Origin of the sequence: Bacillus sp. AR13-1, assembly GCF_008042285.1 — a bacterium.
In the GTDB taxonomy this organism is placed as follows: Bacteria; Bacillota; Bacilli; order Bacillales; family Bacillaceae_G; genus Bacillus_A; species Bacillus_A mycoides.
Window position 1 is genome coordinate 23,475 of sequence record NZ_QNUA01000037.1, and the last position, 20,633, is coordinate 44,107.

Sequence of the window (20,633 nt, forward strand, 5' to 3'; positions counted from 1 at the left end):
TCAATCTTTAATAAAAAAAGGTAGTTTGATAGCAAAAAGAAATACCCTCAAAATAAAAAATACGTTATTCTTTCTGTAGAATCATAGGAAAGGATGGCGTTTTTTGTATGTCTATTTCTGTATCTGACGAACTACAACTATTCGCACAGGAGATTCAGAGTCTTTTATCCCCAAATACCTTACAGAATCTAGCTAGAGATGTTGGGTTTGTACAGCGAGCAAGTAAGTATCGAGCACAAGATTTAATAGCTTTATGTGTATGGATAAGCCAAAGTGTAGCAAAAACGTCTTTAGCCCAGTTATGTAGTTGTTTAGAAGCATCAACAGAAGTGCTCATCAGTCCCGAAGGACTAAATCAGCGATTTAACGCTGCAGCTGTGCAGTTTCTACAGAAAGTATTAGCCAAACTTCTCAACCAAAAGTTATCTTCAGCTAAGCAGCTCTCTTCTCCATACACTTCTATTTTCAAGCGTATTCGTATCCTAGATTCAACTGCATTTCAACTTCCAGATCCCTTTTCATTCGTTTATCCAGGTGCAGGAGGATGCAGCCATACAGCCGGAGTAAAGATTCAGCTTGAGTATGATTTATTAAGTGGACAATTCCTTCATATTCATACAGGTCCAGGTAAACAACATGATCGAACCTACGGTTCCCTGTGTGTCCCAACTGTAATAGCGAATGATTTATGTATCCGAGATTTAGGTTATTTTCATTTGAAAGATCTTCAACATATACAAGATAAAAAGGCTTATTATATCTCACGTATCAAATCGAATACACGTATTTATCAAAAAAATCCTAACCCTGCTTATTTTCAAGATGGCAGAATCAAGAAAGGTACAGAGTATATCCAGATAGATATGGAGGTTTTAATGAACTCTCTTCAACCAGGACAAACATGTGAAATATCCAACGCTTATGTAGGAATGACTGATAAAGTCCCTACTCGTGTGATTGTTCATCGACTAATAAAAGAACAACAACAAAAACGATTACAAGATCAAACTGTAAGAGAAAAAAGAAAGGAATGAAGTATTCTGCTCGTAGTAAACGACTTAGCGGTATCAATGTATATATGACAAATACTCCTACAGATATTGTCCCGATGGGACAAGTACATGATTGGTATTCTTTACGTTGGCAAATCGAGATTTTATTTAAAACGTGGAAATCATTCTTTCATATTCATCATTGTAAAAAGATAAAACGAGAACTATTGGAATGTCATTTGTATGGGCAATTGATTGCCATTATACTCTGTTCTTCTACCATGTTTCAAATGCGGCAATTACTTCTTATAAAAAAGAAACGAGAACTGAGTGAATATAAGGCCATATATATGATTAAAGATTACTTTCTCCTTCTTTTCCAAGCTATACAGAAAGACACCCAAGAGCTATCAAAGGTGTTACTTCGCCTGTTCAATCTCCTACAGCAAAACGGGCGAAAATCTCATAGGTATGAGAAGAAAACAGTCTTTGATATATTAGGTGTCGTTTACAATTGGAACATGTCTGATAATCAAGCGGCTTAAATCAAAAAATAAAACCCATTAGGGTTTATTTCGTATGCAAATCTTTAAACTCCCTACACGTAGCCTTTAGAAAAAAGAAACAATCTCTACTATAATTGATGTTGTATGAGCTTAGCTTGATAGCGATGTGGCGTTACCCCTACCAGGAGTAATGTTAGGAAAATGCGGATTTACAGCGTTAAGAAAACTGTAGCAAAAAAAATCGATTCCTTTACGTAAAGGAGCCGATTTTTTAAATTTGGTTTATTAAGCTAATGCCCCCGTTAGTTTAATTGAAGGACATTTATTATAGAAAACAGATGAATATTTTATTAGATTCTCATATGAACCATCATTAATTTACAAGTACTTTTTGCCCTAACTCTGATACCAATATAAAGCTAGGTCATTCATTGTTGAAGCGTGCCCCTGTTGTCTTAGCATGGTTGTTATGTTACCTCGATGATAGGTACCATGGTTAGTAACGTGAAATAAAATTTCTGAGTATGCAGTCTCTCTAGCACCTGACCAAGGATTATTCAAATTAATTTTTTGTTCTAAATCTTTTTGGCTATTCATCCATTCTTCATACTGTGAAGCTAGTTCTTCGAAAGACTTAATAAATTCATCTACAGAATATAAATTAGTCTTTTCTAATAATGCCATAGAAGCTTCCAACGCTTCTTGCATACCAATTCCTTTAAGTACTTGTAACCACATAACATCTACTACATAGATATGGCTAAACGTTTGAGCAATATTTGGATATGAACTATTAGCCTCTTTATATAGGACATTGCTTGGTAATTCTTTTATTCTTTCTAGTAACACCTTATTAGCCCAAAGATGGTACTTATACATATTTTTTGCATGGTTCATTTAACATCTACTCCTTTAGTTCTGTTTTTTTAAAAGTTGATATCTAGATTATAAAAAAAGATATATGACAGCAGCTTGTCATATATCTTCATAAGCTTTTATTAATTTTTTGGCCTCATCTATTAAAATTGATTGCAGTTCCATCGGTTTTACAATTTTAGCACCGCTACCAAAGCTTAAAAGAATCGATTTAAGCCATCCAGCCTGTAGAGGCTGATAAACACAAATTGTAATTGTCATACTTCCGTCATCGTTAATGGTTTTTGAAGAATTCTGGAATTGATCTAATACTTCTGCTAAGGAATTAGGACTCACCCAGATTACTACATCCTCAAACCCCACCAGATTACGGTTCGAATAAAATGCTTCATCTTTAATTTCGTGATGTTGTAGAAACTTTTCTTGTGTCAGAGTTACATCCATCATACGTGATAATCTAAATTCTCTATAATTCTGACGTTCTCTACAATAACCATACATATACCAGTTACGGAACTTATAATGAAGGTGAATAGGTTCTACTTCACGAGATGTAAATTCATTTTTATTACTTACATAATTAAAGTGTATTACCTTTTTTTCATGTATAGCTTTTCGCAGATTCATTAATGAATTGGGTTCTGTTCTATGGCTTTCCAAGTCAACCAATAAAGACTTATTATTACTGTTTGTATCCAGTACTTTTAGTCTATCTATCGTATGTTCAATTTCTGTATCTTTAAAGATATTCGATAAACTACTTAATACTGTAATTATATTCAGAATGTCATAAGAACCCATTAAGCTTTTATCAAATTTGTATCCCTTTATTATACCGAATCCCCCGTTAGTCCCTTGGTAAGAAACAACTGGTATTCCAGCAGCACAAATAGCTTCGATGTCTCTATAAATTGTCCGTGGTGATACTTGAAATTCATCAGCTAAACTAGAAGCTGACAAAATTTCATTATTTAAGAGCTTGAATATGATTGATATCAAACGTTCTAATTTCAATTCTCATTTCCTTCCCTTAATAATTGACTAAGCGACCATTGTCATTCCATTGACCGTACATTTTATTTTCTCTGGTATTTTCAATAAACTTATCCAATCTTTTATTAAAAATATTAGGTTCATTTCTATAACTTTGTATCGTATCAATTCTAATCCTTTTGTATAGATCAGGAAAATTAATAAAGTTTTGATATGATTGGTCATCTTCTTTCAGACGAGTTTCAATATCTGCATCTATAGTAAAAGATTCAGGTCGCATATCAGGAAGAACTCTCAGTCCTTCTTCTTTCATCAAACCTAATTGATATAATCTCCTTACTCTTTCCTTATTTAATTCTGTCCAATTACTGTTTTTCTTTCTTGGGGAAAGCCTTTGAGCAAGTTCAGTATCTGATATTTTCTTCTTTATGCCATCAATCCAACCAAAACATAGTGCCTCTTCAACTGCATCTAAATACTGAATCACTTCTGATTGTTCAGTTATACTTACTATCACCCAACAAAATTTTTCTGTTTTTGAATTTTCCTCAAGCCAATCTCTTAATTCCCACCTTGTCGTAACTCTAAGTAAATTCTCTATTTCCATTTTTAAAATTATCCTTTCTAAAATGAATATATGTCCTAAATATAACTGTTTAATAAATTTGTTATATCGGTAACATAAATGGTATCATCTTCTCGTAAATCTGCTAGCACTTTTTTGAGTTGTTCGCGATCCTTTGTTACTCCAGAAATTTCCTCTTCAAAAACAATGTCCATTCATTGAAGAAGCCATAGAGATAGAATAGCTTTATTACATTTTGTTTTATTCCCCTTTTTCGGAGGATGGGCAAAAACACCCAAATTCAAATTAGATTCGGAATGTATCAAGTACATTATCTTTTTCTTCTTTATTAATTCCAATGTATCTTAGTGTAATTTGTGGTGTACTATGATTCAATATTTCTTGTAACATAGCAATATCCTTTGTTTGCTTGTAAAACCAATATCCAAATGTTTTACGCATGGTATGGGTACCTAAAGATTCGACTCCGGCAAAATCCCCGGCTTTTTGTAACTGTCGATAAGCCTGGATTTTACTAATGGGTTTATCACCTTTTCGAGAAGGAAATAACCAGGTACTTTTTAGATCTTCAGCGTATGGAAGTACTTCCTCAAAAATAGATGTAATATTTATGATACGTTCCTTTTTTGTTTTTCCTTCTTTAACTTTAAATTCTTTCCGCTTTTTTCGCTTTAATTTTAAAATATCATTCGTTTCCATTTTAAGTAAGTCACTTACACGTAATCCAGTATTAATCCCAAGTAGGAATAAAATATAATCACGATCTGAACAATGACGTTTAAGAGACCATTTCATATCTTCGATCTGTTCTATGCTCCGAATTGGTTGTACATCAATTAAATGTTGCTTTTTATCCATCTGTTTTTCAATTCCTCTATTTTCAATGATTTGAATGTATACTTTTTTGTCCGTTTTTATAATATCAATGAAATTAGATGAAAGTCAATGTTTAAGGGGAAACGAATGTAAACTTTTGTGAGAAAGTTTACATTCGGATTTTGAATCATTTATAGCTAATTTTGTAATAAATTTCTCAATATAGATATACTTGTGAATTATGGTTTTAATATTCAAAATTAACAAAAATTAAAGTATAATAAAAATATGATGGTTATCACTTATGTTTACTCCTTGTGCTGAAGATAAGATCGTATTCTCCGATCTTATCTTTTTTTATTTGTAGAAATTTAATGCAAAAAAAATAGAATCCTTATAATAAGGATTCTACAACAAGAAAGAACAAACATATAATAATAAAAAGAATTACTTATATTATAGTTTACATAGTAATAATATTGAGAAATTTTTACATAAGCCCGGTATGTTTTACATAGTAAGTGTAGAGATTGCTTGTTTGTAGATTAGTTGTTGTTTACCATGAACCAGATTAATTAAAACATATTATTTATTTCCTCTGGTTTTATTATAGCCTCTTTTATAAGAATTGTAGGTTTCAATTGCATACCTTTCTAATTCATTCAAAGTATTAAAACCACTTTTTTCAAGAGCTATCATCTTGATTGTCCAATAATCTCCGTATTTGTAATCTGCATAAACATCTCCATTACCCTTTCCAGTGAAATGATTGTTCACTCGATTTAAAACCTGCTTTCCTTGTCCCACATAATATAAATCTTTAGATTTATTATGTAATATATACACTCCTGCGAAGTTATAATTATTAGAATACAATGCTCTCCCTTTTCCACCGAAACTTTTATTTCTCATTTCTAAAAATTCCTTAGTCGTTAACTCTAAAGTATTATTAGCTAATCCGAAAATTTGTTCTCTAATTTTTTTTTGCTGACGAACTTGAAATAAAAAGATTAAAATAATAAATACTATAAGAATAAATGGTAATAAGTACAAAAAGTCCATATTCGTACACTCCTTTTGATTAATGCAATGATGACTTCTCTCTCTTTTCTCGCATATATACTGCAAATTGCATCATTTCTTCTTGGGTAAATTGTTTTCCTTCAGTTGCCCCTTGTTTAGCCGTCCCAATAAATACTAAATCATACCATTTGGAAAATGGTGCTTCTCCTTTAAAAACCATTTCACTATATCTTTTCCATTCCCCATTAATGTTCACTACATTATATCTTCCCTCATTTGCTAAGAAACTCATTGCAAACATTTTATCAGAGTAATAGAAATCACATTCATTATTCGGATCTATTAATTCTTTCCAGCTAATATTAGGCATTAATTCTTCTTCCGGAATCTCACGTTTCTCTGTTTCAATTAGCTCATAAGATGAAATTGGTAAATTTTCTAACTCATCATCATAAACTTCTTTCATTATCCAACAGTCTTTACTAGCGTCTGCTGCATAATATTGATACCATTCATTGTCATGCGTTTTAAACACATAAATAAATCCATTTGTAACTGTCTTACGATAAGTTTCAACGATATAACTATGATTAAAATTCCCTGTTTGGTCATATAGTGTGTCATCATTATGATAAGTTTCAGTTTCAACAAAAAGTTTCGTTTTCTGTCCCTCAATTATATATTCATAGCCGTCTACTACTGGAAAGTCTTCTGGATATTCATTCATACACTCTTTTTCTAATAAACAGTCCTTCACTTTGCTTATAGCTGCTTTTGGAATCTCTTTTAATTTTACGAACTCTTCAAATTCATTATTAATATCTATTCCATAAGGCTCTAATATTTTATGCAATTTTCTAGCAACCCTTGTTTCTTCGTAAATCATATATTCATACTCTTCAGGATTGAATTCTGTTACTAAAACATATCTATCCAATGGGTTGATCGTATACGTATTTACCCATTTATTAGGCTGATTGAAAACTCCGTGTGGGATTAAATATCCCCATAGCACCACATACTTCTGAAATTTCTCTTCTGGTACTACAAAATAGGATGAACCTTCGTTTGTTTCCCTTTCTAGTACACGTTTTCCACTGAATAATTTACGCATATACATACCCCCATGATTAGTACAATATAATAAAATATAAGGCTCATACTAAGTGTAATACTATCATATTTAAATTGAAATACTGCTCTTCATCTATCGGAAGATGTTGTTGGACGAATTGGTGTAGAGCATTCTAATATTGCTCCTTTTTCATCTGAATTCCACATGAAATTTAGTGTCAATGATTCCAAAAGCAACTTTACATGGAAACGGATTTTTTCCTGTTGAAGCAGCACGCATACATGAAAGTACCCAATATTCCAATTCTAAAGGTAGTGACATGCTTGAATGCTACCATCATTGTTTTTTATTGATACGATTGGTGTATTTATCCTAGTTGTAGCGAAACCGTCCGTTGTTATCATTCCTACCGCATCATTATTATGAAAACCAACGTTTAAAACCTCGTAAATCATTCCGTTTTTTTCATTAATAATCATAGGTATATTTAAATGGGGATAGTTATTTATATCGTTATGAATAACTGTTCTTGCTGTATTCCTTCTTAGCTGATTCCCTTGCATTTTATACACTCCTTTATAACAATTCAAATCTGATCACTTAAATCTATTCTATTTTACGTCTATTATATTAGAAAATCGTAGTGTCATCTTATTACGAAAAGCATCGGTACATATGACAGCACTATTTTGCTGGTCAATACCAACAACAGTCATATAGCTAGAGAGTAAATAACCATCTTCATAATATGTAATTAGTATTTCTTCTTCAGATAATAAGGAACATAACAACATGTTCTCGATCAGTTCTTTTTCTTCAGCGGTTAAGATCGGCCGAGTTACTTTGTTTTTCTCCTTGATGATTTCACGAATACCAACAAACTGTTCAGGCATTGCTGCAAACGGAGTGAATTTCACCATTCCTCTTCCTTTTGGCATATTAGCATTAATCATGATTTGTGTCCTCCAATTAGTGTATTTCTGTGTCTAGCTGTAGCGCTATGCGTGTAGGAAATCCCTCGTAAAATACTGTTCTTCCCAAACCTTGTGCGTATTTCATCCATTACTTTTGTTAACTTCACTTCTTGTTCTCGTTTCGTGACATTATCAAAAAGAGAAATTTGTTCTTCCCCTTCTTGAAGTAGGTTTGTTAAGGATATGTTTATGCTGCGAATGGGTTCGCCAGTATATTGTTGATGTAAGAAGTATGTACAGATATGATAAATATCCATCGTTAGATTTGTTGGGCGGTTTAAAGTATGTGTTTTTCTAATACCACCTGTATAACTCTTGCTATAACCTACAGAAAAATGAACGGTTTGAGCAAGTTTGTTTTGTCTTCTAAGCCGATAACAAACTTCTTCTATATGCTCCAGTAGAATAATCGGGAATTCTTCTATTGTGTAGTCACGCATTAAAATTTGGCTTTTCCCAACAGAAGTTGTGGCTGGAACATATTTTTCTGAAATGCGACTAAAGTCGATTCCGTGGCTATGTAAGTGTAATTCTTCTCCAATCTTGCCGAAACTCTGTTTTAAGTATTTAAGGGGATAATTGGCTAAATCACCAATAGAGTATATTCCCTTTCTATTTAACTTTTCTTCTGTTTTATATGATATGCCCCAAAATTTATTAAGGGGTCGTATGCTCCCTAGTTTTGTAGGTACATCCTCGTACTTCCAAAAAGCAATCCCGTTTTTGTTCTTCTTAGCTTCAATGTCTAAAGCAACCTTACTCATTAATGGGTTAGGAGCAATTCCGATGGTACATTCAACTCGTGTATGATCGTATATTTCACGTTTGAATTTCATAGCGAATTCGTATGGATCTTGGGCGAATAAATGGATGCTATCAGTAATATCCATAAAAAATTCATCGATGCTGTATTGGTGAAAATCCTCAATAGGAACGTATTGCAAAGCTAATTTTGTTATGTAATTGGAGCATTTTATATAAGTGCTCATAATTGGATTTACCACAAGAATGTCTTTTCTACGAGGAATCTCGTATAATCTTGCCATCTTCTTTACACCCAATGCTTTTAATGGAGGGGTTGCAGCTAGCACGATTGAACCATTTCTATTCACATCACCTACTACAGCCAATTTTGTATGCATTGGGTCTAATCCCATTTTGATGCAGCTTACTGAAGCGTAAAAACTTCGTAAATCAACACATAAGATGATCCTATTCGGTAGGATTGAATAGTCATACACTGTGATTCCTCCCTAAAATATAAGAACGTTTGTTCTTATTATATTCCTATTCAACCCAAATATTCAACCTATTTTACGAAAATACGTTCGTTTTTTGCTAGATTTTAATTTAAAATAGTTATATATCATATTTCTCAAAAATTTTTATAGAGAAATATGGTAAAATGAATGTGATTTGAAAGATAGCTGATATATTTGTAATTGTAAGAAGAAGTGGATGTTATTAGAATTAAGATGGTTCAAGTTGGAGAAAAGACACTCAAAGGAGAGTGTCTTTTCTTTGTGGCATCAATACTTGTTTTTTGTATTAAGGTCGATATGGTAAAATGCTAACTATATAAACTCTTTTGAACGAATATATGAAGGGGTGGTTGGCTTTGAAAATGACAAAAGGAGACGCTATATTGCGTTTGTTGACGGAAATTAAATTAGAGCTGAAAGAAACAAAAGAGGCAATAGAAAAAGTAGAAGAGCGATTGGATAAGATAGAGAAACAAACCCTTCCTCAAAAAACGTCTAATTCTACTCCAAAAGCAGGAACAGAAAAAGATTGGAAATATCCTTCTAAAATGAAATGAGTTTGGAAGGATATTATTAAATTTAGAATATGCAGCAACAAACATATACTCTGAAACACCGTTTTATATTTATTAATATAAATATCTAAATGTTGACTGTATGCTGAGATTAGTTTCCTTGGTACTAGGAGTTTGTGTAGTAACGGAACAAAAACGGCAATAGCACTCCAAACCCCTTACAGCTTTACAAATACAAGTCTAATTCATCACAATAAGTATTCGCCTCAATAAAGCAATTTCTTCTATCAGCATCACTTGCAATCTCGCAAATAATATCTTCAACCTGCTTTGTTAAATCATCGACATCTTTGTAGGGAACGTAAAATACATATTCACCAGATGAATTCACTTCCATATTAAAATGATATCTTAGATATTGCTCCACTTTTTTCCGTACCTTACTCTTTCCCCTGACAAATTTGCTATTATTTTCTACTCTAAGCCACATTCTAATTTCAGCTGTTTTTTCTTTTTCAGCACTCTGTTTTTCTTTTTCATTTATTCCTTTTTCTCTTATGTATCGATATAACGTTGCTTGACTAATTCCAGACATGGCAACAATTTCACTAATACTATATTCTTTAGAAGCATATAGGTTTAAGGCTTTTTCTATATATTTTTCTTTTATTCTTGGACGGCCACCTTTTCTTCCTCTGGCTCTAGCACTTTCTATTCCTTCTTTCGTCCGTTGTACGATTAAATCTCGTTCAAATTGACTGAATGCTTGAAATACAATTAACATTAGTTTCCCTTGTGGTGTATTCGTATCAAAGTTTTCTTTGAGACTGATAAGTTTTACACCTTTTTGTTCAAAATACTCAACTAATTCGATTAAGTCTTTGGTACTTCTCCCTAACCTTGAAAAGCTTTCTACAATGTTACCGTGAAGGACAAGAAGATCAGTTAGGAGCATTAGGTCTTATTGTTAATGCCATTGTCGTATGGAATACCCGATATATGACAGCAGCTCTTGATGCTATACGAGAAAATGGTGTAGAAATTGATAAAGAGGACATACAAAGACTCTCCCCAGTGGGACATGAACATATAAATATTGTAAGAAGGTATTCGTTTCACTTACCAGAAGAAGTTGAAAACGGAGCTTTACGTCCATTGATAAAAATAGAAGAGAAATAAAATATATATGAGGTTTGATGTAGCTTTAAAAGAAAGTTTAATTCAATTTTTACTAATAACCTTAATATGAAGACATGTATAAAGAGCATGTTTTGAAAAAAAGTTTGACTAAAACATGCTCATCTTTATAACAAAATTTGATTGTTTGATTGAACCTTATTTAACTAATTAACCATATTTTTTCTCTTTATTACATTCCTAAAATCAGCTACCATTCTTTATATTGTTTGGCCTTGCCTCCCAAATATGCCTTTTGAATATGCCATTTTAGCGGAGTTTTACTGTTGACGTAGAAAGCAGATAGTAAGTTCCCTCCTCTTTCTTTTTCTATTTCTCTGAGTTCGTCTAGTACAGTTGAACTTTTATAAAAATTATTAAAAGGTATATCTTTTAAAGAAACTTGTACAGTAATTTTCAATTCCTCTAAACAATTAAAAATATAAATGTATTCAGCCAGTGATTCGTTAGTTGTGTAGCGGTGATAAAGGATGACACTAGTTTTATTCTCTTTTGTCGGCATAGTTCCTCTTTATATAACTCTAAAGCTTTGCGTTTATTAAAATTTCAATGATTTTAATAAAGAAAGGATCATAATTATAATGTTGGATGTCATGATACTCAAAGGCGATATTCAACTCTTCATTATAGCCGTCTAATTCTAAGTTTCGACTAAGTATTCCCTGTAGCTTTGAAATAAAGTCGTACTGTTTATAAAAAAGATTTACCGTCTGAATCTGACCTTTACCAACCTTAGCTTGATAGCGAATTGGTGTTATCCTATATTTATTTAAGTGAAATCTAGAATTTTAATTACTAATTATTGTCTGCATGTCTTCTTTTATAAGTTGAAATAAATCTTCTATAAATTCTAACTGTTCTTTTGTTGCCACTTTACTATAAACATTTATATAACTAATTATGCTGTATAATATAAACTTTTTTTGTTCATCATTAAATTCCTCAATTTTTTGTAATTCTATCATAATACGAATCCTTCCCTATTCTATTATTTTAATTAATTTAGATATGAAGCTTTTAATTATATATTTTTTATAGATACTCTATTTCCTGCTAAATAGGTGTACTTTTATAATTGAAGAATGGAATAAAACAACATTTTATTGAGATATTCTTTGTTTTATATCTTTGATTCCCTGATAAATCAGATAAAATAAGTCTTCAATATTTTCCTCTTCGATACAAGAAAAGGCGACACGTAAATCAGTTTTACCCAGTGCAATTGTTCCGATACCATAATGATTAAGTAAATGAGTTCGAAGGGATTCAGCATCAACAGTTTTTAATTTTAAGCACATGAAATACCCGGAATTAAATGGGTAACATTCCCATTCGTCGTTGTAATTTCCACTGTCAAGTGAATTTTTCACAAGCCAAGCCCGTCTTTTCATAATATTAAATTTTTCTTTTTTTTGCTCATGAAATTGTGGTGAATTTAACGCATGTAGTACAAACGTTTGCGATGGATGTGGTCCACTGGAAATAGTTGATCGAATGATTCCCATTGTTTTTTGTTCTAATGCATTTAATAGTATATTACTTTCCGAAGCATACGTAATAAATCCAACACGGAACCCCCATATATATTCTTCTTTTGTGGCTCCGTCTATTTTTATAGGAAATAGACGTGGATGAAGATTACATAAGGCTCCAAAAAGTGATTCATGTAATGTATCTTCAAAAAATAGCCCAAAGTATGCATCATCTGTGATAACTACAACATTAATTCCGTTTTCGGCTGCATCTTTAAGAGCGGCTGTAATTTCTTTACCTTCTTCTATATCAGGAGTATACCCTGTTGGATTATTCGGAAAATTTAATATAACAATCGCTTTACCTTTGTGTTTTTGCTTTATAATTGCTTGGTAAAGTCCAGCGACATTAAATTTTCCATTTTCATTATAAAATTGATAATTAATAATTTCACATTTTCTACGTATTCCAAAAGTTAATTCGTAATTTTCCCAATTTTTATCAGGTATAATTACACTATCGCCTTCGTCCACAAATAAATCAGCGGTAATGCTTAGGCCATGAGTAAGTGCATTAGTGACGATTGGATTTCCAATTTTTTTCTCTCTAAGTGATGGGTTTTCTTCAAACATTTTTTTACGCCATGATGTTCTCAATTCTGCTTTCCCGGCAGGTGGTGCATAATCATAGATATCTTTGGGAGAGTATGAAGATAGTGTATCTTGAATTACTTTTAAATGCATTGGTTCGTTATTTTCTAAAGCAATTCCTATAGTAGCGTTATATTTATTAGCTTTTTGTTTAGCTTCAGCAGATTGACTCAGGATCCCCTCTTTGGGATAATATATTTGTTTTCCTAAATCTGAAAGCATTGCATATATATATGGATTTTCATGTTGAATCTGTTCATTTAATTGATTAGCTAATAAGTGCATAATTTTCCCACCCCAAATTTTCTACTTTTAATTATTATATCATTTTTTATTTTTTTATAACTGACTATTAATACACTGGATTATTTGATGAATATGAATTGCTTTTGTTATTTTTTGTACTGGAAAGACATTCTATGATTGCTTTATGATTATCTTTAAGTGAGAGTTCGAAAATTTCTAGACGAGTTCTCAGATCATCTAAAATGTTGGAATCAAAGAAATTGTGAAATGTGTTTCCGTCACTTGCACATATGTTATTAGTTTCAAGAGGTCTATAGAAATACGGAATATCAAAATTTAATATATCCCGAAATTCATGAAATAATTTAAACTCTTCTTTTAATGGTTCTAGTTTGCTTTTTGGGTTTTCTAAAAGGTTTGTGGCATCTTGTAATTGGTCTCTAAGGTTTCCTGTTTGCCTAACTTCAGGTAGAAATAACCGACGAGTTAATAATGAATAAAAAGCTGTAGCACGGAATAAATGGCGAGAAATCGCTTGAGATTTGAATACTCTTTCCTCTACTAATTTAAAAAGTTCTTCTTTGTTTGTAGTTATCCATTTATACATCATATTAAATCCATCTGTTATATCATCTATATAATCTTCTGGATGCACTAAACTATTCATAAAGTAAATTCGATTAGTTACTTTACCTCTACTGTTACGTCTATATTGGACTTCCATATTATCTGTACCATCATTAATAACAAATGGTGCAAAAAAACTTAGTCTAGGTATTGTTCCAGCTTGTATTCCGGAGACAATAGGCCAATTACTAGGCATTTTGGTAATATTAATTAAAAGTCCAGTTTGTTCAATAGCTGAAAATTTTTCTTTTTGATAAGAATTAACTGTATGAAAACCTGTTTCTAAATCAACCCGATAAGGGGTGTCTTTTACAGCTATTATGTTTTCCATATGTCCATCTACAGTACCTAAAGCACAGTCTAGTGCTAAATGTTTTCCTAAACATTTATGAAATCTGATTACTTCTTCTTGGGTTACACATTTAGAATCATTTTTTATAAATTCAAAATATCCATATCCATTCCTGACGATGCTATTTACTGTTTTTAATGGGGGGCCTTCAGATCCATTTGTCCATTCAATAATACCTTGTAACACATTATCAAGCACAACAGATACAGGTTTATATACAAATGCTGTTTGATCGGTCAATTCAATGATAACAGTATTTTTACCAGCATGAGGATCACCTGCAAATATATCTATTGAAGAAATAGATGATTCTTTATTTAAAAAAAAGCTTCTACATATTTGTTGCCAATCATTTTGAATTCTTTTTAGACATAGTGCTATATGTTCAATAATTCTATTTGCACGTATAACCAAATCATTAAAAAGTCCATTGTATTTATCGTTAAATAAAGATTTAATATACTCAGGATGTTTAGATATGAATTGTTGATAACCATCTCTTTTCAATACTCTTGTCGTATGATTACTTTCGTGTCGAGAAAAATTAACTTCTTTAGCTATTGTTGGGATCACCATCCAGTCCATATGTATTGCAAATTGCTGTATAATTTGCTCTTGTGCACTGGTTGTTATATACGGAGATGTATTTTGTTGGAGTAAATCTTTTAGGCTTGAAAATTGTTGGATAAGAATTTTTTCGAGTAATAAACGTCTGAGTGGTTCTACATCATATTTTAACATTTTAGTATACACTCCCTATTCTAAAAAATTATCAGCAGATGTTACTACATCTGCTGATAACATATTTTTATAAGTAATTAAATTAACCATCAATCACAGCTTGCTGTAATTCCACATTCCGTAGAGAAACATTCCCAACCATCAGGACCAATAGATACAAACTCCGCTAAATCAAGTTGATGTGCACCACTTGGTGAAAAAGTTTGATTTTCTTGTATAGATGTTTTCATATGAACACCTCCTTTCTTATTTTACTGAAAATTCAAAATAATAATAACATTTTTAGGTGTATTGTTCAAAATATTTTTGGGATTTATTGTTAATTATTTAGATATCCAAAGAAAAGCTCATCATATAAATGCAAGGGACTTAGTTACCTCTATTAATATAAACAGTCGATAAACATTGGAATCCTTTGGACTCTCCAATAAATGCATATCACCAATTGTCTTTTTTACACAAATTTTTGATTCCCTCCGTAGAACTTACCTTCTTTCTAGTATAAAACAAGAAGATAGAGAAAGTCTTTCAATGCCTTATAACTTTCTTATATTATTGCTCTATCCCACTTATTAAATAACACAAGCTCTAGATAAGCGAGCTAGAGAAAAAGCCTCGCATAAACATCGTAATATTAGTTCAAATTCACATTTGGAATATTATTGCCGTTTTTGTTCCGTTACTACACAAACCCCTACTACTATCACACAGAATTGCCCCTAGCTCTTGCTAGGGCTTTTTCTATATATCTAATTTACATCAGAAACGTGGGTACGTTATAATAATCTCTTATTACATTCAAAGAGGTGCAAAAAATGAATAAAACCGAATTAACAAAAATGGTAGCAGAAAAAGCAGAACTTACACAAAAAGATGCAGCTGCAGCAACACAAGCTGTATTAGATGCTATAACAAACGCTCTTGCAAATGAAGAGAAAGTACAGATTATTGGTTTTGGTACATTCGAAGTGCGTGAAAGATCTGCACGTACAGGACGTAATCCACAAACAGGTGAAGAAATGCAAATCGCTGCATCTAAAGCACCTGCATTTAAAGCCGGAAAAGAATTAAAAGAAGTAGTGAAATAATTATACATAGTGAAAAAGGATCTGATATTCATATCAGGTCCTTTTTCTTTAGTGACATATTATACTTGCTTATCGTGTCTGTTTAACCAGGCTTTAGAAACTTTTCGTTCTCCAGATACTTCAATCTTAACCTCGCCATCTTCTTTGTATATCCGTTCAATGATTGGTATCGTCACCACTTGTTTTTCTTTTTGTTTTCGAAAATCATCCAAGTTGATAATAGTCATGTTGCACTCTCCTTTAATGATTTCTAAAGAAAAAGGCACCCGTATGAGTGCCCTTCCCCTAACTTGAACCACCATTTACTTTTAAGAAACATCGCTTAACATAAATTATATCATATTTGTTAAATTTTGAAAATAATAATTATTAGTGCACTATATATTTGAAATAAAGTTGCGATGCTTTGTATTTTTTTCAGTGGGATCTAGTCTCCTCTATAATTCCTCTACTTGTGACCAATCACATTTTAGGCCATTTTCTTTAGCCCAGTTCTCTATCTGTTCTTGTGTCCATCCTTTTCTTGTTCCTAGCTCCACATACGCTTTTGGAAGTGCAGCGAGTATTTTCGTACGATCATTTCGTTTCTTAAGCCATACTGATAATGCTGTAGGATTTCCTGAGAAAACTACTTTGCTGATTTCCCTATTCCCGTAAGCTTTGATTGTCATGCTTAATCTCCTTCTCTATTTCTTCCCATATTTCGTTTATCTTGGTTGTTTGGAAATACCGCAGGAGTGTGCTAGCACATAATCCAAATTCATTGAAACGACGTATTGGAATACGTCCCTCATTCACTCTATATACATGCTTTAATTTTTCTGCTAATCCTTGTTTGGTATAAACTTTGCGAGTACCGTACGTTGAAATAAGTCCTGCTCTTTTATGCAATTCAAGCATACCACCAAAACGTAGAGTAAAGACATCTGCATTATATATATTATGAGATTCATTTAATTGCCTTGATGTCGCTGCTTGTCCTAAACAATTAGAATAATTAACATACATTTGAAGTAATTCTTCATCGGTTTCTTTCACAATCTCGGGTGTCTTATTAATTGGTGTAATACCAGCTGCTATTAACGCATTATTATAATTCTGAAACATGTTTATAAAGATATGACGACTATATCCTAGCTGTTCAAGCTTCTTTTGGGAAGGCACTTCCCCCAATTTTTTATACAATTCTTGTAGTATTTGAATGAGTTCTTCTCTTGTATAGTGAAATCCGCATAATTCGTCTTTAGAAATACCAGATAACAAAAGTATACGATTCCAGCGCATGTTAAAACGAGTTTCATAATATGTTACGGATGGCACTACTTCCTTATTTCTTTCGATCATAAATACATTCTTTTTAGTCGTTCCAAGACGCATTATCTCATCCTTAAGTAACTGTAGTAGCTCTTTATCACTTTGTGTGTAAACAGTCCCGTCAAAAGGCTCATAGCCTAATGAAGTAATGAAGTCTCTATACCCCATATGAAGATACCGCTTAATTACTTTGGAGTCTGGCAATGTTTTGTCTGTATTCAAATCATTTGTTGTCGGTATTCTATTATTCTTACGAATCCACATATGAAATATCTCGATAATTGCTTCTGCTGTAAAAGTTCTCTGATTTAGATGTTCAAAACCAGCCGCAGCAAGGGCATTATTCCAACTCCCAAATATTTTTTTAATTGGCGTCTGTTGTTTAATATCTCTTTTGGTTGGAATCTTCCCTAATTCTTTTGCTTTATACTGAATAATCAAGATTAACTCTTCTTTTGTATATTGCATTCGTCACTCACCTATATGAAAGAATATTATCTTCTTTTCCCCACAGCTTCTTTTATTCCTTTTTCGATAGCATTCCATACTTCAATTACATCGTGGTGATCTAACTCTTCTTTTGAAAGACTATTAGCTAAGTAGGTTTCATAAGAACCCTCTGAATTCGTTACATTTTCAAGATAAAAATCTAATTCATTATCATATTCATCTTTGCTTTTGCTATGACTTCCTTCACACATTTCAATTTCTACATATTCCATTGCGATTTCTTCTAAACTTCTCATTCCTATACCCCCCTTAATTATATTCTTATATTTATAATAACAAATACGTAGACAAACGTCTACGTATTTGTTTCCTCAAAAAATTAATTAGGTATCGCTATACATGCGCATCAAGCTCAAGCTAAATTTGATTTTTGCTGAAAAGGAAAAATACACGCTGTAGACATCAAACAGCGTATCGGTTAGGACTAGATTTTTAAACTTGAAGGGAATTAACTGTATATCGTGTATAATTAGACAGTACCCCCTATCTTAATTTTACTATCTTATTTCAAAAGGGTATCTACACAGAACAAAGCTATTTTATTATAAAGGGGACGGAATGCAGATTTTCACTAAAGAATGGGTGAATTAAGATGAGTCAAATGGAAAGAGATTTACAAAAGAAGAGGAAACAAGAAAAGCTGGATATGATTTATAATCATGCAGTACAGGGAGAAGGCTATTTCCAGAGTCCATCTTATTACTGGAAAAGCATTGTGGTACAACATTTCAATAGGATACAACGCAAAGAGATGACTGTTGAACAACTTGTCAATTTTCTTGAAAAAGAGGGAATCAAGTTCTCACAACCTAAAGCGTTGATTCAGTATCCAGTTGTAGAATGTTTGAAATATATTGCAAAAATAAGCAAAGAAAATTTAGAGCTATGAAAAATATCTAATACCATTACTTTAAGGGGTAGCACCACATCGCTATCAAGCTTAGCTTATGCAAAGTCAATTTTAGACGAGATTGTTTCTTTTTCCTAAAGGGCAAGTATAGGTGATTGAAAGATTTGCATACGAAATAAACCCTAACGGGTTTCACTTTTTTGAATTAAGCGGCTTGATTATCAGACAGGGTACAATTGTAAATGACACCTAATATATCAAAGACTGTTTTTTTCTCATATCGATGAGATTTCCGCCCGTTTTGCTGTAGGAGATTGAACAGGCGAAGTAACACCTTTGATAGCTCTTGGGTGTTTTTTTGTATAGTTTGGAATAGAAGAAGAAAATAGTCTTTAATCATATATATGGCTTTATACTCACTAAGCTCTCGTTTTTTCTTTATGAGGAGCAATTGGCGCATTTGAAACATGATAGAAGAACAGAGTAGAATGGCAATCAATTGACCATATAAATGGCACTCCAATCGTTCTGGTTTTATCTTTTTACAATGATGAATTTGAAAGAATGACTTCCACGTTTTAAATAAAATTTCGATTTGCCAACGCAAAGAATACCAGTCATGTACCTGTCCCATCGGGACAATATCTGTAGGGGTGTTTGTCATATATACATTGATACCACTGAGTCGTTTACTACGAGGAGAATACTTCATTCCTTTCTTTTTTTCTCTTACAGCTTGATCTTGTAATCGTTTTTGTTGCTGTTGTTTTGTTAATCGATGAACAATTACACGAGCTGGCACCTTATCAATCATTCCTACATAAGCATCAGCTATTTCATATGTTTGTCCTGGTTGAAGGGAGTTCATTAACGTCTCCATATCTATCTGTATATACTCTGTACCTTTCTTAATTCTTCCATCTTGAAAATAATCAGGGTTAGGATTTTTTTGATACATACGTGTATTCGACTTGATACGAGAAATATAGTAGGCCTCTTTATCTTGTATATATTGAAGGTCTTTTAAATGAAAATAACCTAAATCTCGGATACATAAATCATTCGCTGTCACAGTTGGTGCACACAGAGAGCCGTAAGTGCGATCATGTTGTTTACCTGGACCTGTATGAATATGTAGGAACTGTCCACTTAATAAATCATACTCAAGTTGAATTTTTATCCCAGCTGTATGGCTGCATCCTCCTGCACCTGGATAAATCGATGAAAATACATCCGGGAGTTGAAATGCAGTTGAATCTAAAATACGAATACGCTTGAAAACAGAAGTGTATGGAGAAGAAATCGGCATAGATGCGGCCAATTTTTTGCTTAGTAGTTCGGCTAGTAGGTGTTGTAAAAGTTGGACGGCCGCCTTATTAAACCGCTGATTCAGTCCCTCAGGACTGATGAGTACTTCTGTTGATGCTTCTAAACAGCTTGATAACTGAGTTAAAGAAGTCATAGCTACATTTTGGCTCAACCATACACATAAAGCTACTAAATCTTTTGCTTGGTACTTACTGGTTCGTTGTACAAAGCCAACATCTCTAGCAAGATCACGTAAGGTATTTGGAGATAAAAAACTTTGAATCTCTTGAGCAAATAGTTTTAATTCGTCAGACACAGAAACAGACATAAAAAACGCCATCCTTTCCTATGATTAGAATAGCTTTGGAAATAATAAACTGTGAATCTATTGAGCAAATAGTTTTAATTCGTCAGACACAGAAACAGACATAAAAAACGCCATCCTTTCCTATGATTTAAAGAAAGAATAGCGTGTTTTTTAATTTTATGGAAAACTAATTATTTCTTTTTTTATAATAAGAAAGGAAATTTATTATCATATTAATTAAACATATAAAGATAAATGAGTACTTAAAAATAGCACTTTTATAGTTTCCAAAAAACGAAAATAGTATAGCAAAAAGCAATACTATGCTAATAATTAAATGATACATATATTG

The 20,633-nt window shown here is 32.3% G+C and carries 23 protein-coding genes and 3 pseudogenes; 5 read left to right on the forward strand and 21 right to left on the reverse strand.

Going from position 1 to position 20,633, the window contains the following annotated elements; translation table 11 throughout:
• Positions 1 to 107 precede the first annotated feature (107 nt).
• Positions 108 to 1,537: pseudogene (locus tag DN408_RS23650) on the forward strand (IS4 family transposase).
• A 357-nt stretch (positions 1,538 to 1,894) separates the two neighbouring features.
• Here the strand turns inward: DN408_RS23650 and DN408_RS23655 are convergent.
• The 10 genes and pseudogenes from DN408_RS23655 to DN408_RS23710 form a co-directional block, all read right to left on the reverse strand.
• Entirely contained in the window at positions 1,895 to 2,395 is a 501-nt protein-coding gene (locus tag DN408_RS23655) for a DinB family protein (protein ID WP_002166970.1), read from the reverse strand.
• A gap of 78 nt (positions 2,396 to 2,473) precedes the next feature.
• A complete protein-coding gene (locus tag DN408_RS23660; RefSeq protein ID WP_002166971.1) occupies positions 2,474 to 3,388 on the reverse strand; it encodes a helix-turn-helix transcriptional regulator in 915 nt (304 codons plus the stop codon).
• A 16-nt stretch (positions 3,389 to 3,404) separates the two neighbouring features.
• Positions 3,405 to 3,974, reverse strand: coding sequence for a YdeI/OmpD-associated family protein (locus DN408_RS23665; RefSeq protein WP_002166972.1), 570 nt, complete (start codon positions 3,972 to 3,974; stop codon positions 3,405 to 3,407).
• A 35-nt stretch (positions 3,975 to 4,009) separates the two neighbouring features.
• Complete coding sequence (locus DN408_RS23670) at positions 4,010 to 4,147, reverse strand: recombinase family protein (RefSeq protein WP_082180398.1); 138 nt, start codon at positions 4,145 to 4,147, stop codon at positions 4,010 to 4,012.
• Between the two features lie 91 nt (positions 4,148 to 4,238).
• Entirely contained in the window at positions 4,239 to 4,811 is a 573-nt protein-coding gene (locus DN408_RS23675; RefSeq protein ID WP_002166973.1) for a tyrosine-type recombinase/integrase, read from the reverse strand.
• A 543-nt stretch (positions 4,812 to 5,354) separates the two neighbouring features.
• Positions 5,355 to 5,831 carry a GIY-YIG nuclease family protein gene (locus DN408_RS23690; RefSeq protein ID WP_002166974.1) on the reverse strand — a complete coding sequence of 159 codons (477 nt, stop codon included), beginning with the start codon at positions 5,829 to 5,831 and terminating at the stop codon, positions 5,355 to 5,357.
• Positions 5,832 to 5,850: 19 nt separating this feature from the next.
• Entirely contained in the window at positions 5,851 to 6,906 is a 1,056-nt protein-coding gene (locus DN408_RS23695; protein ID WP_002166975.1) for a hypothetical protein, read from the reverse strand.
• Positions 6,907 to 7,056: 150 nt separating this feature from the next.
• A pseudogene (locus DN408_RS23700) lies at positions 7,057 to 7,430 on the reverse strand (hypothetical protein).
• 48 nt (positions 7,431 to 7,478) lie between these two features.
• The gene (locus DN408_RS23705) at positions 7,479 to 7,820 is read right to left on the reverse strand and encodes a YolD-like family protein (protein WP_002166977.1); all 342 of its coding nucleotides are present in this window, start codon (positions 7,818 to 7,820) and stop codon (positions 7,479 to 7,481) included.
• A complete protein-coding gene (locus tag DN408_RS23710; protein ID WP_002166978.1) occupies positions 7,817 to 9,082 on the reverse strand; it encodes a Y-family DNA polymerase in 1,266 nt (421 codons plus the stop codon). The genes DN408_RS23705 and DN408_RS23710 overlap by 4 nt, the downstream gene beginning before the upstream one ends.
• A 383-nt stretch (positions 9,083 to 9,465) precedes the next feature.
• Here DN408_RS23710 and DN408_RS23715 point away from each other — a divergent pair, with 383 nt between their 5' ends.
• Positions 9,466 to 9,660 (forward strand): hypothetical protein, encoded by a 195-nt coding sequence (locus tag DN408_RS23715; protein ID WP_033710306.1) that lies wholly within the window; start codon positions 9,466 to 9,468, stop codon positions 9,658 to 9,660.
• A gap of 184 nt (positions 9,661 to 9,844) precedes the next feature.
• Here the strand turns inward: DN408_RS23715 and DN408_RS23720 are convergent, their stop codons facing one another.
• Entirely contained in the window at positions 9,845 to 10,573 is a 729-nt protein-coding gene (locus DN408_RS23720) for a recombinase family protein (protein ID WP_002166767.1), read from the reverse strand.
• Here DN408_RS23720 and DN408_RS23725 point away from each other — a divergent pair.
• Positions 10,534 to 10,797 (forward strand): annotated as a pseudogene (locus DN408_RS23725) (Tn3 family transposase); the annotation flags it as partial. The gene DN408_RS23720 and the pseudogene DN408_RS23725 sit on opposite strands and share 40 nt — an antisense overlap.
• A gap of 208 nt (positions 10,798 to 11,005) precedes the next feature.
• On the opposite strand, the gene DN408_RS23730 reads toward DN408_RS23725, so the two are convergent.
• The 5 genes from DN408_RS23730 to DN408_RS31620 form a co-directional block, all read right to left on the reverse strand.
• A complete protein-coding gene (locus DN408_RS23730; RefSeq protein ID WP_002166769.1) occupies positions 11,006 to 11,317 on the reverse strand; it encodes a hypothetical protein in 312 nt (103 codons plus the stop codon).
• 286 nt (positions 11,318 to 11,603) lie between these two features.
• A complete protein-coding gene (locus tag DN408_RS31615) occupies positions 11,604 to 11,780 on the reverse strand; it encodes a hypothetical protein (protein ID WP_002166770.1) in 177 nt (58 codons plus the stop codon).
• A gap of 135 nt (positions 11,781 to 11,915) precedes the next feature.
• Positions 11,916 to 13,223, reverse strand: a complete 1,308-nt coding sequence (locus DN408_RS23735; RefSeq protein WP_002166771.1) for an aminotransferase class I/II-fold pyridoxal phosphate-dependent enzyme — start codon at positions 13,221 to 13,223, stop codon at positions 11,916 to 11,918.
• Positions 13,224 to 13,290: 67 nt separating this feature from the next.
• Positions 13,291 to 14,904 carry a DUF4135 domain-containing protein gene (locus tag DN408_RS23740; protein WP_002166772.1) on the reverse strand — a complete coding sequence of 538 codons (1,614 nt, stop codon included), beginning with the start codon at positions 14,902 to 14,904 and terminating at the stop codon, positions 13,291 to 13,293.
• An 89-nt stretch (positions 14,905 to 14,993) separates the two neighbouring features.
• Positions 14,994 to 15,134 carry a hypothetical protein gene (locus DN408_RS31620; RefSeq protein ID WP_002166773.1) on the reverse strand — a complete coding sequence of 47 codons (141 nt, stop codon included), beginning with the start codon at positions 15,132 to 15,134 and terminating at the stop codon, positions 14,994 to 14,996.
• Positions 15,135 to 15,719: 585 nt separating this feature from the next.
• Here DN408_RS31620 and DN408_RS23745 point away from each other — a divergent pair.
• Complete coding sequence (locus DN408_RS23745) at positions 15,720 to 15,992, forward strand: HU family DNA-binding protein (RefSeq protein ID WP_002166774.1); 273 nt, start codon at positions 15,720 to 15,722, stop codon at positions 15,990 to 15,992.
• A 59-nt stretch (positions 15,993 to 16,051) separates the two neighbouring features.
• Here the strand turns inward: DN408_RS23745 and DN408_RS31625 are convergent, their stop codons facing one another.
• The 4 genes from DN408_RS31625 to DN408_RS23760 form a co-directional block, all read right to left on the reverse strand.
• Positions 16,052 to 16,219 (reverse strand): hypothetical protein, encoded by a 168-nt coding sequence (locus DN408_RS31625; protein ID WP_002139645.1) that lies wholly within the window; start codon positions 16,217 to 16,219, stop codon positions 16,052 to 16,054.
• 210 nt (positions 16,220 to 16,429) lie between these two features.
• A complete protein-coding gene (locus tag DN408_RS23750; RefSeq protein WP_002139648.1) occupies positions 16,430 to 16,663 on the reverse strand; it encodes a hypothetical protein in 234 nt (77 codons plus the stop codon).
• Positions 16,638 to 17,774: a homing endonuclease associated repeat-containing protein gene (locus DN408_RS23755; protein WP_002139649.1), complete on the reverse strand. Its 1,137-nt coding sequence runs from the start codon at positions 17,772 to 17,774 to the stop codon at positions 16,638 to 16,640. The genes DN408_RS23750 and DN408_RS23755 overlap by 26 nt, the downstream gene beginning before the upstream one ends.
• A gap of 26 nt (positions 17,775 to 17,800) precedes the next feature.
• A complete protein-coding gene (locus DN408_RS23760; RefSeq protein ID WP_002139650.1) occupies positions 17,801 to 18,052 on the reverse strand; it encodes a hypothetical protein in 252 nt (83 codons plus the stop codon).
• A gap of 365 nt (positions 18,053 to 18,417) precedes the next feature.
• Here DN408_RS23760 and DN408_RS23765 point away from each other — a divergent pair, with 365 nt between their 5' ends.
• Positions 18,418 to 18,705, forward strand: a complete 288-nt coding sequence (locus tag DN408_RS23765; RefSeq protein ID WP_002166775.1) for a hypothetical protein — start codon at positions 18,418 to 18,420, stop codon at positions 18,703 to 18,705.
• 166 nt (positions 18,706 to 18,871) lie between these two features.
• Here DN408_RS23765 and DN408_RS23770 read toward each other — a convergent pair whose 3' ends face one another.
• Positions 18,872 to 20,302, reverse strand: coding sequence for an IS4 family transposase (locus DN408_RS23770; RefSeq protein ID WP_147740417.1), 1,431 nt, complete (start codon positions 20,300 to 20,302; stop codon positions 18,872 to 18,874).
• Between the last annotated feature and the right edge of the window lie 331 nt (positions 20,303 to 20,633).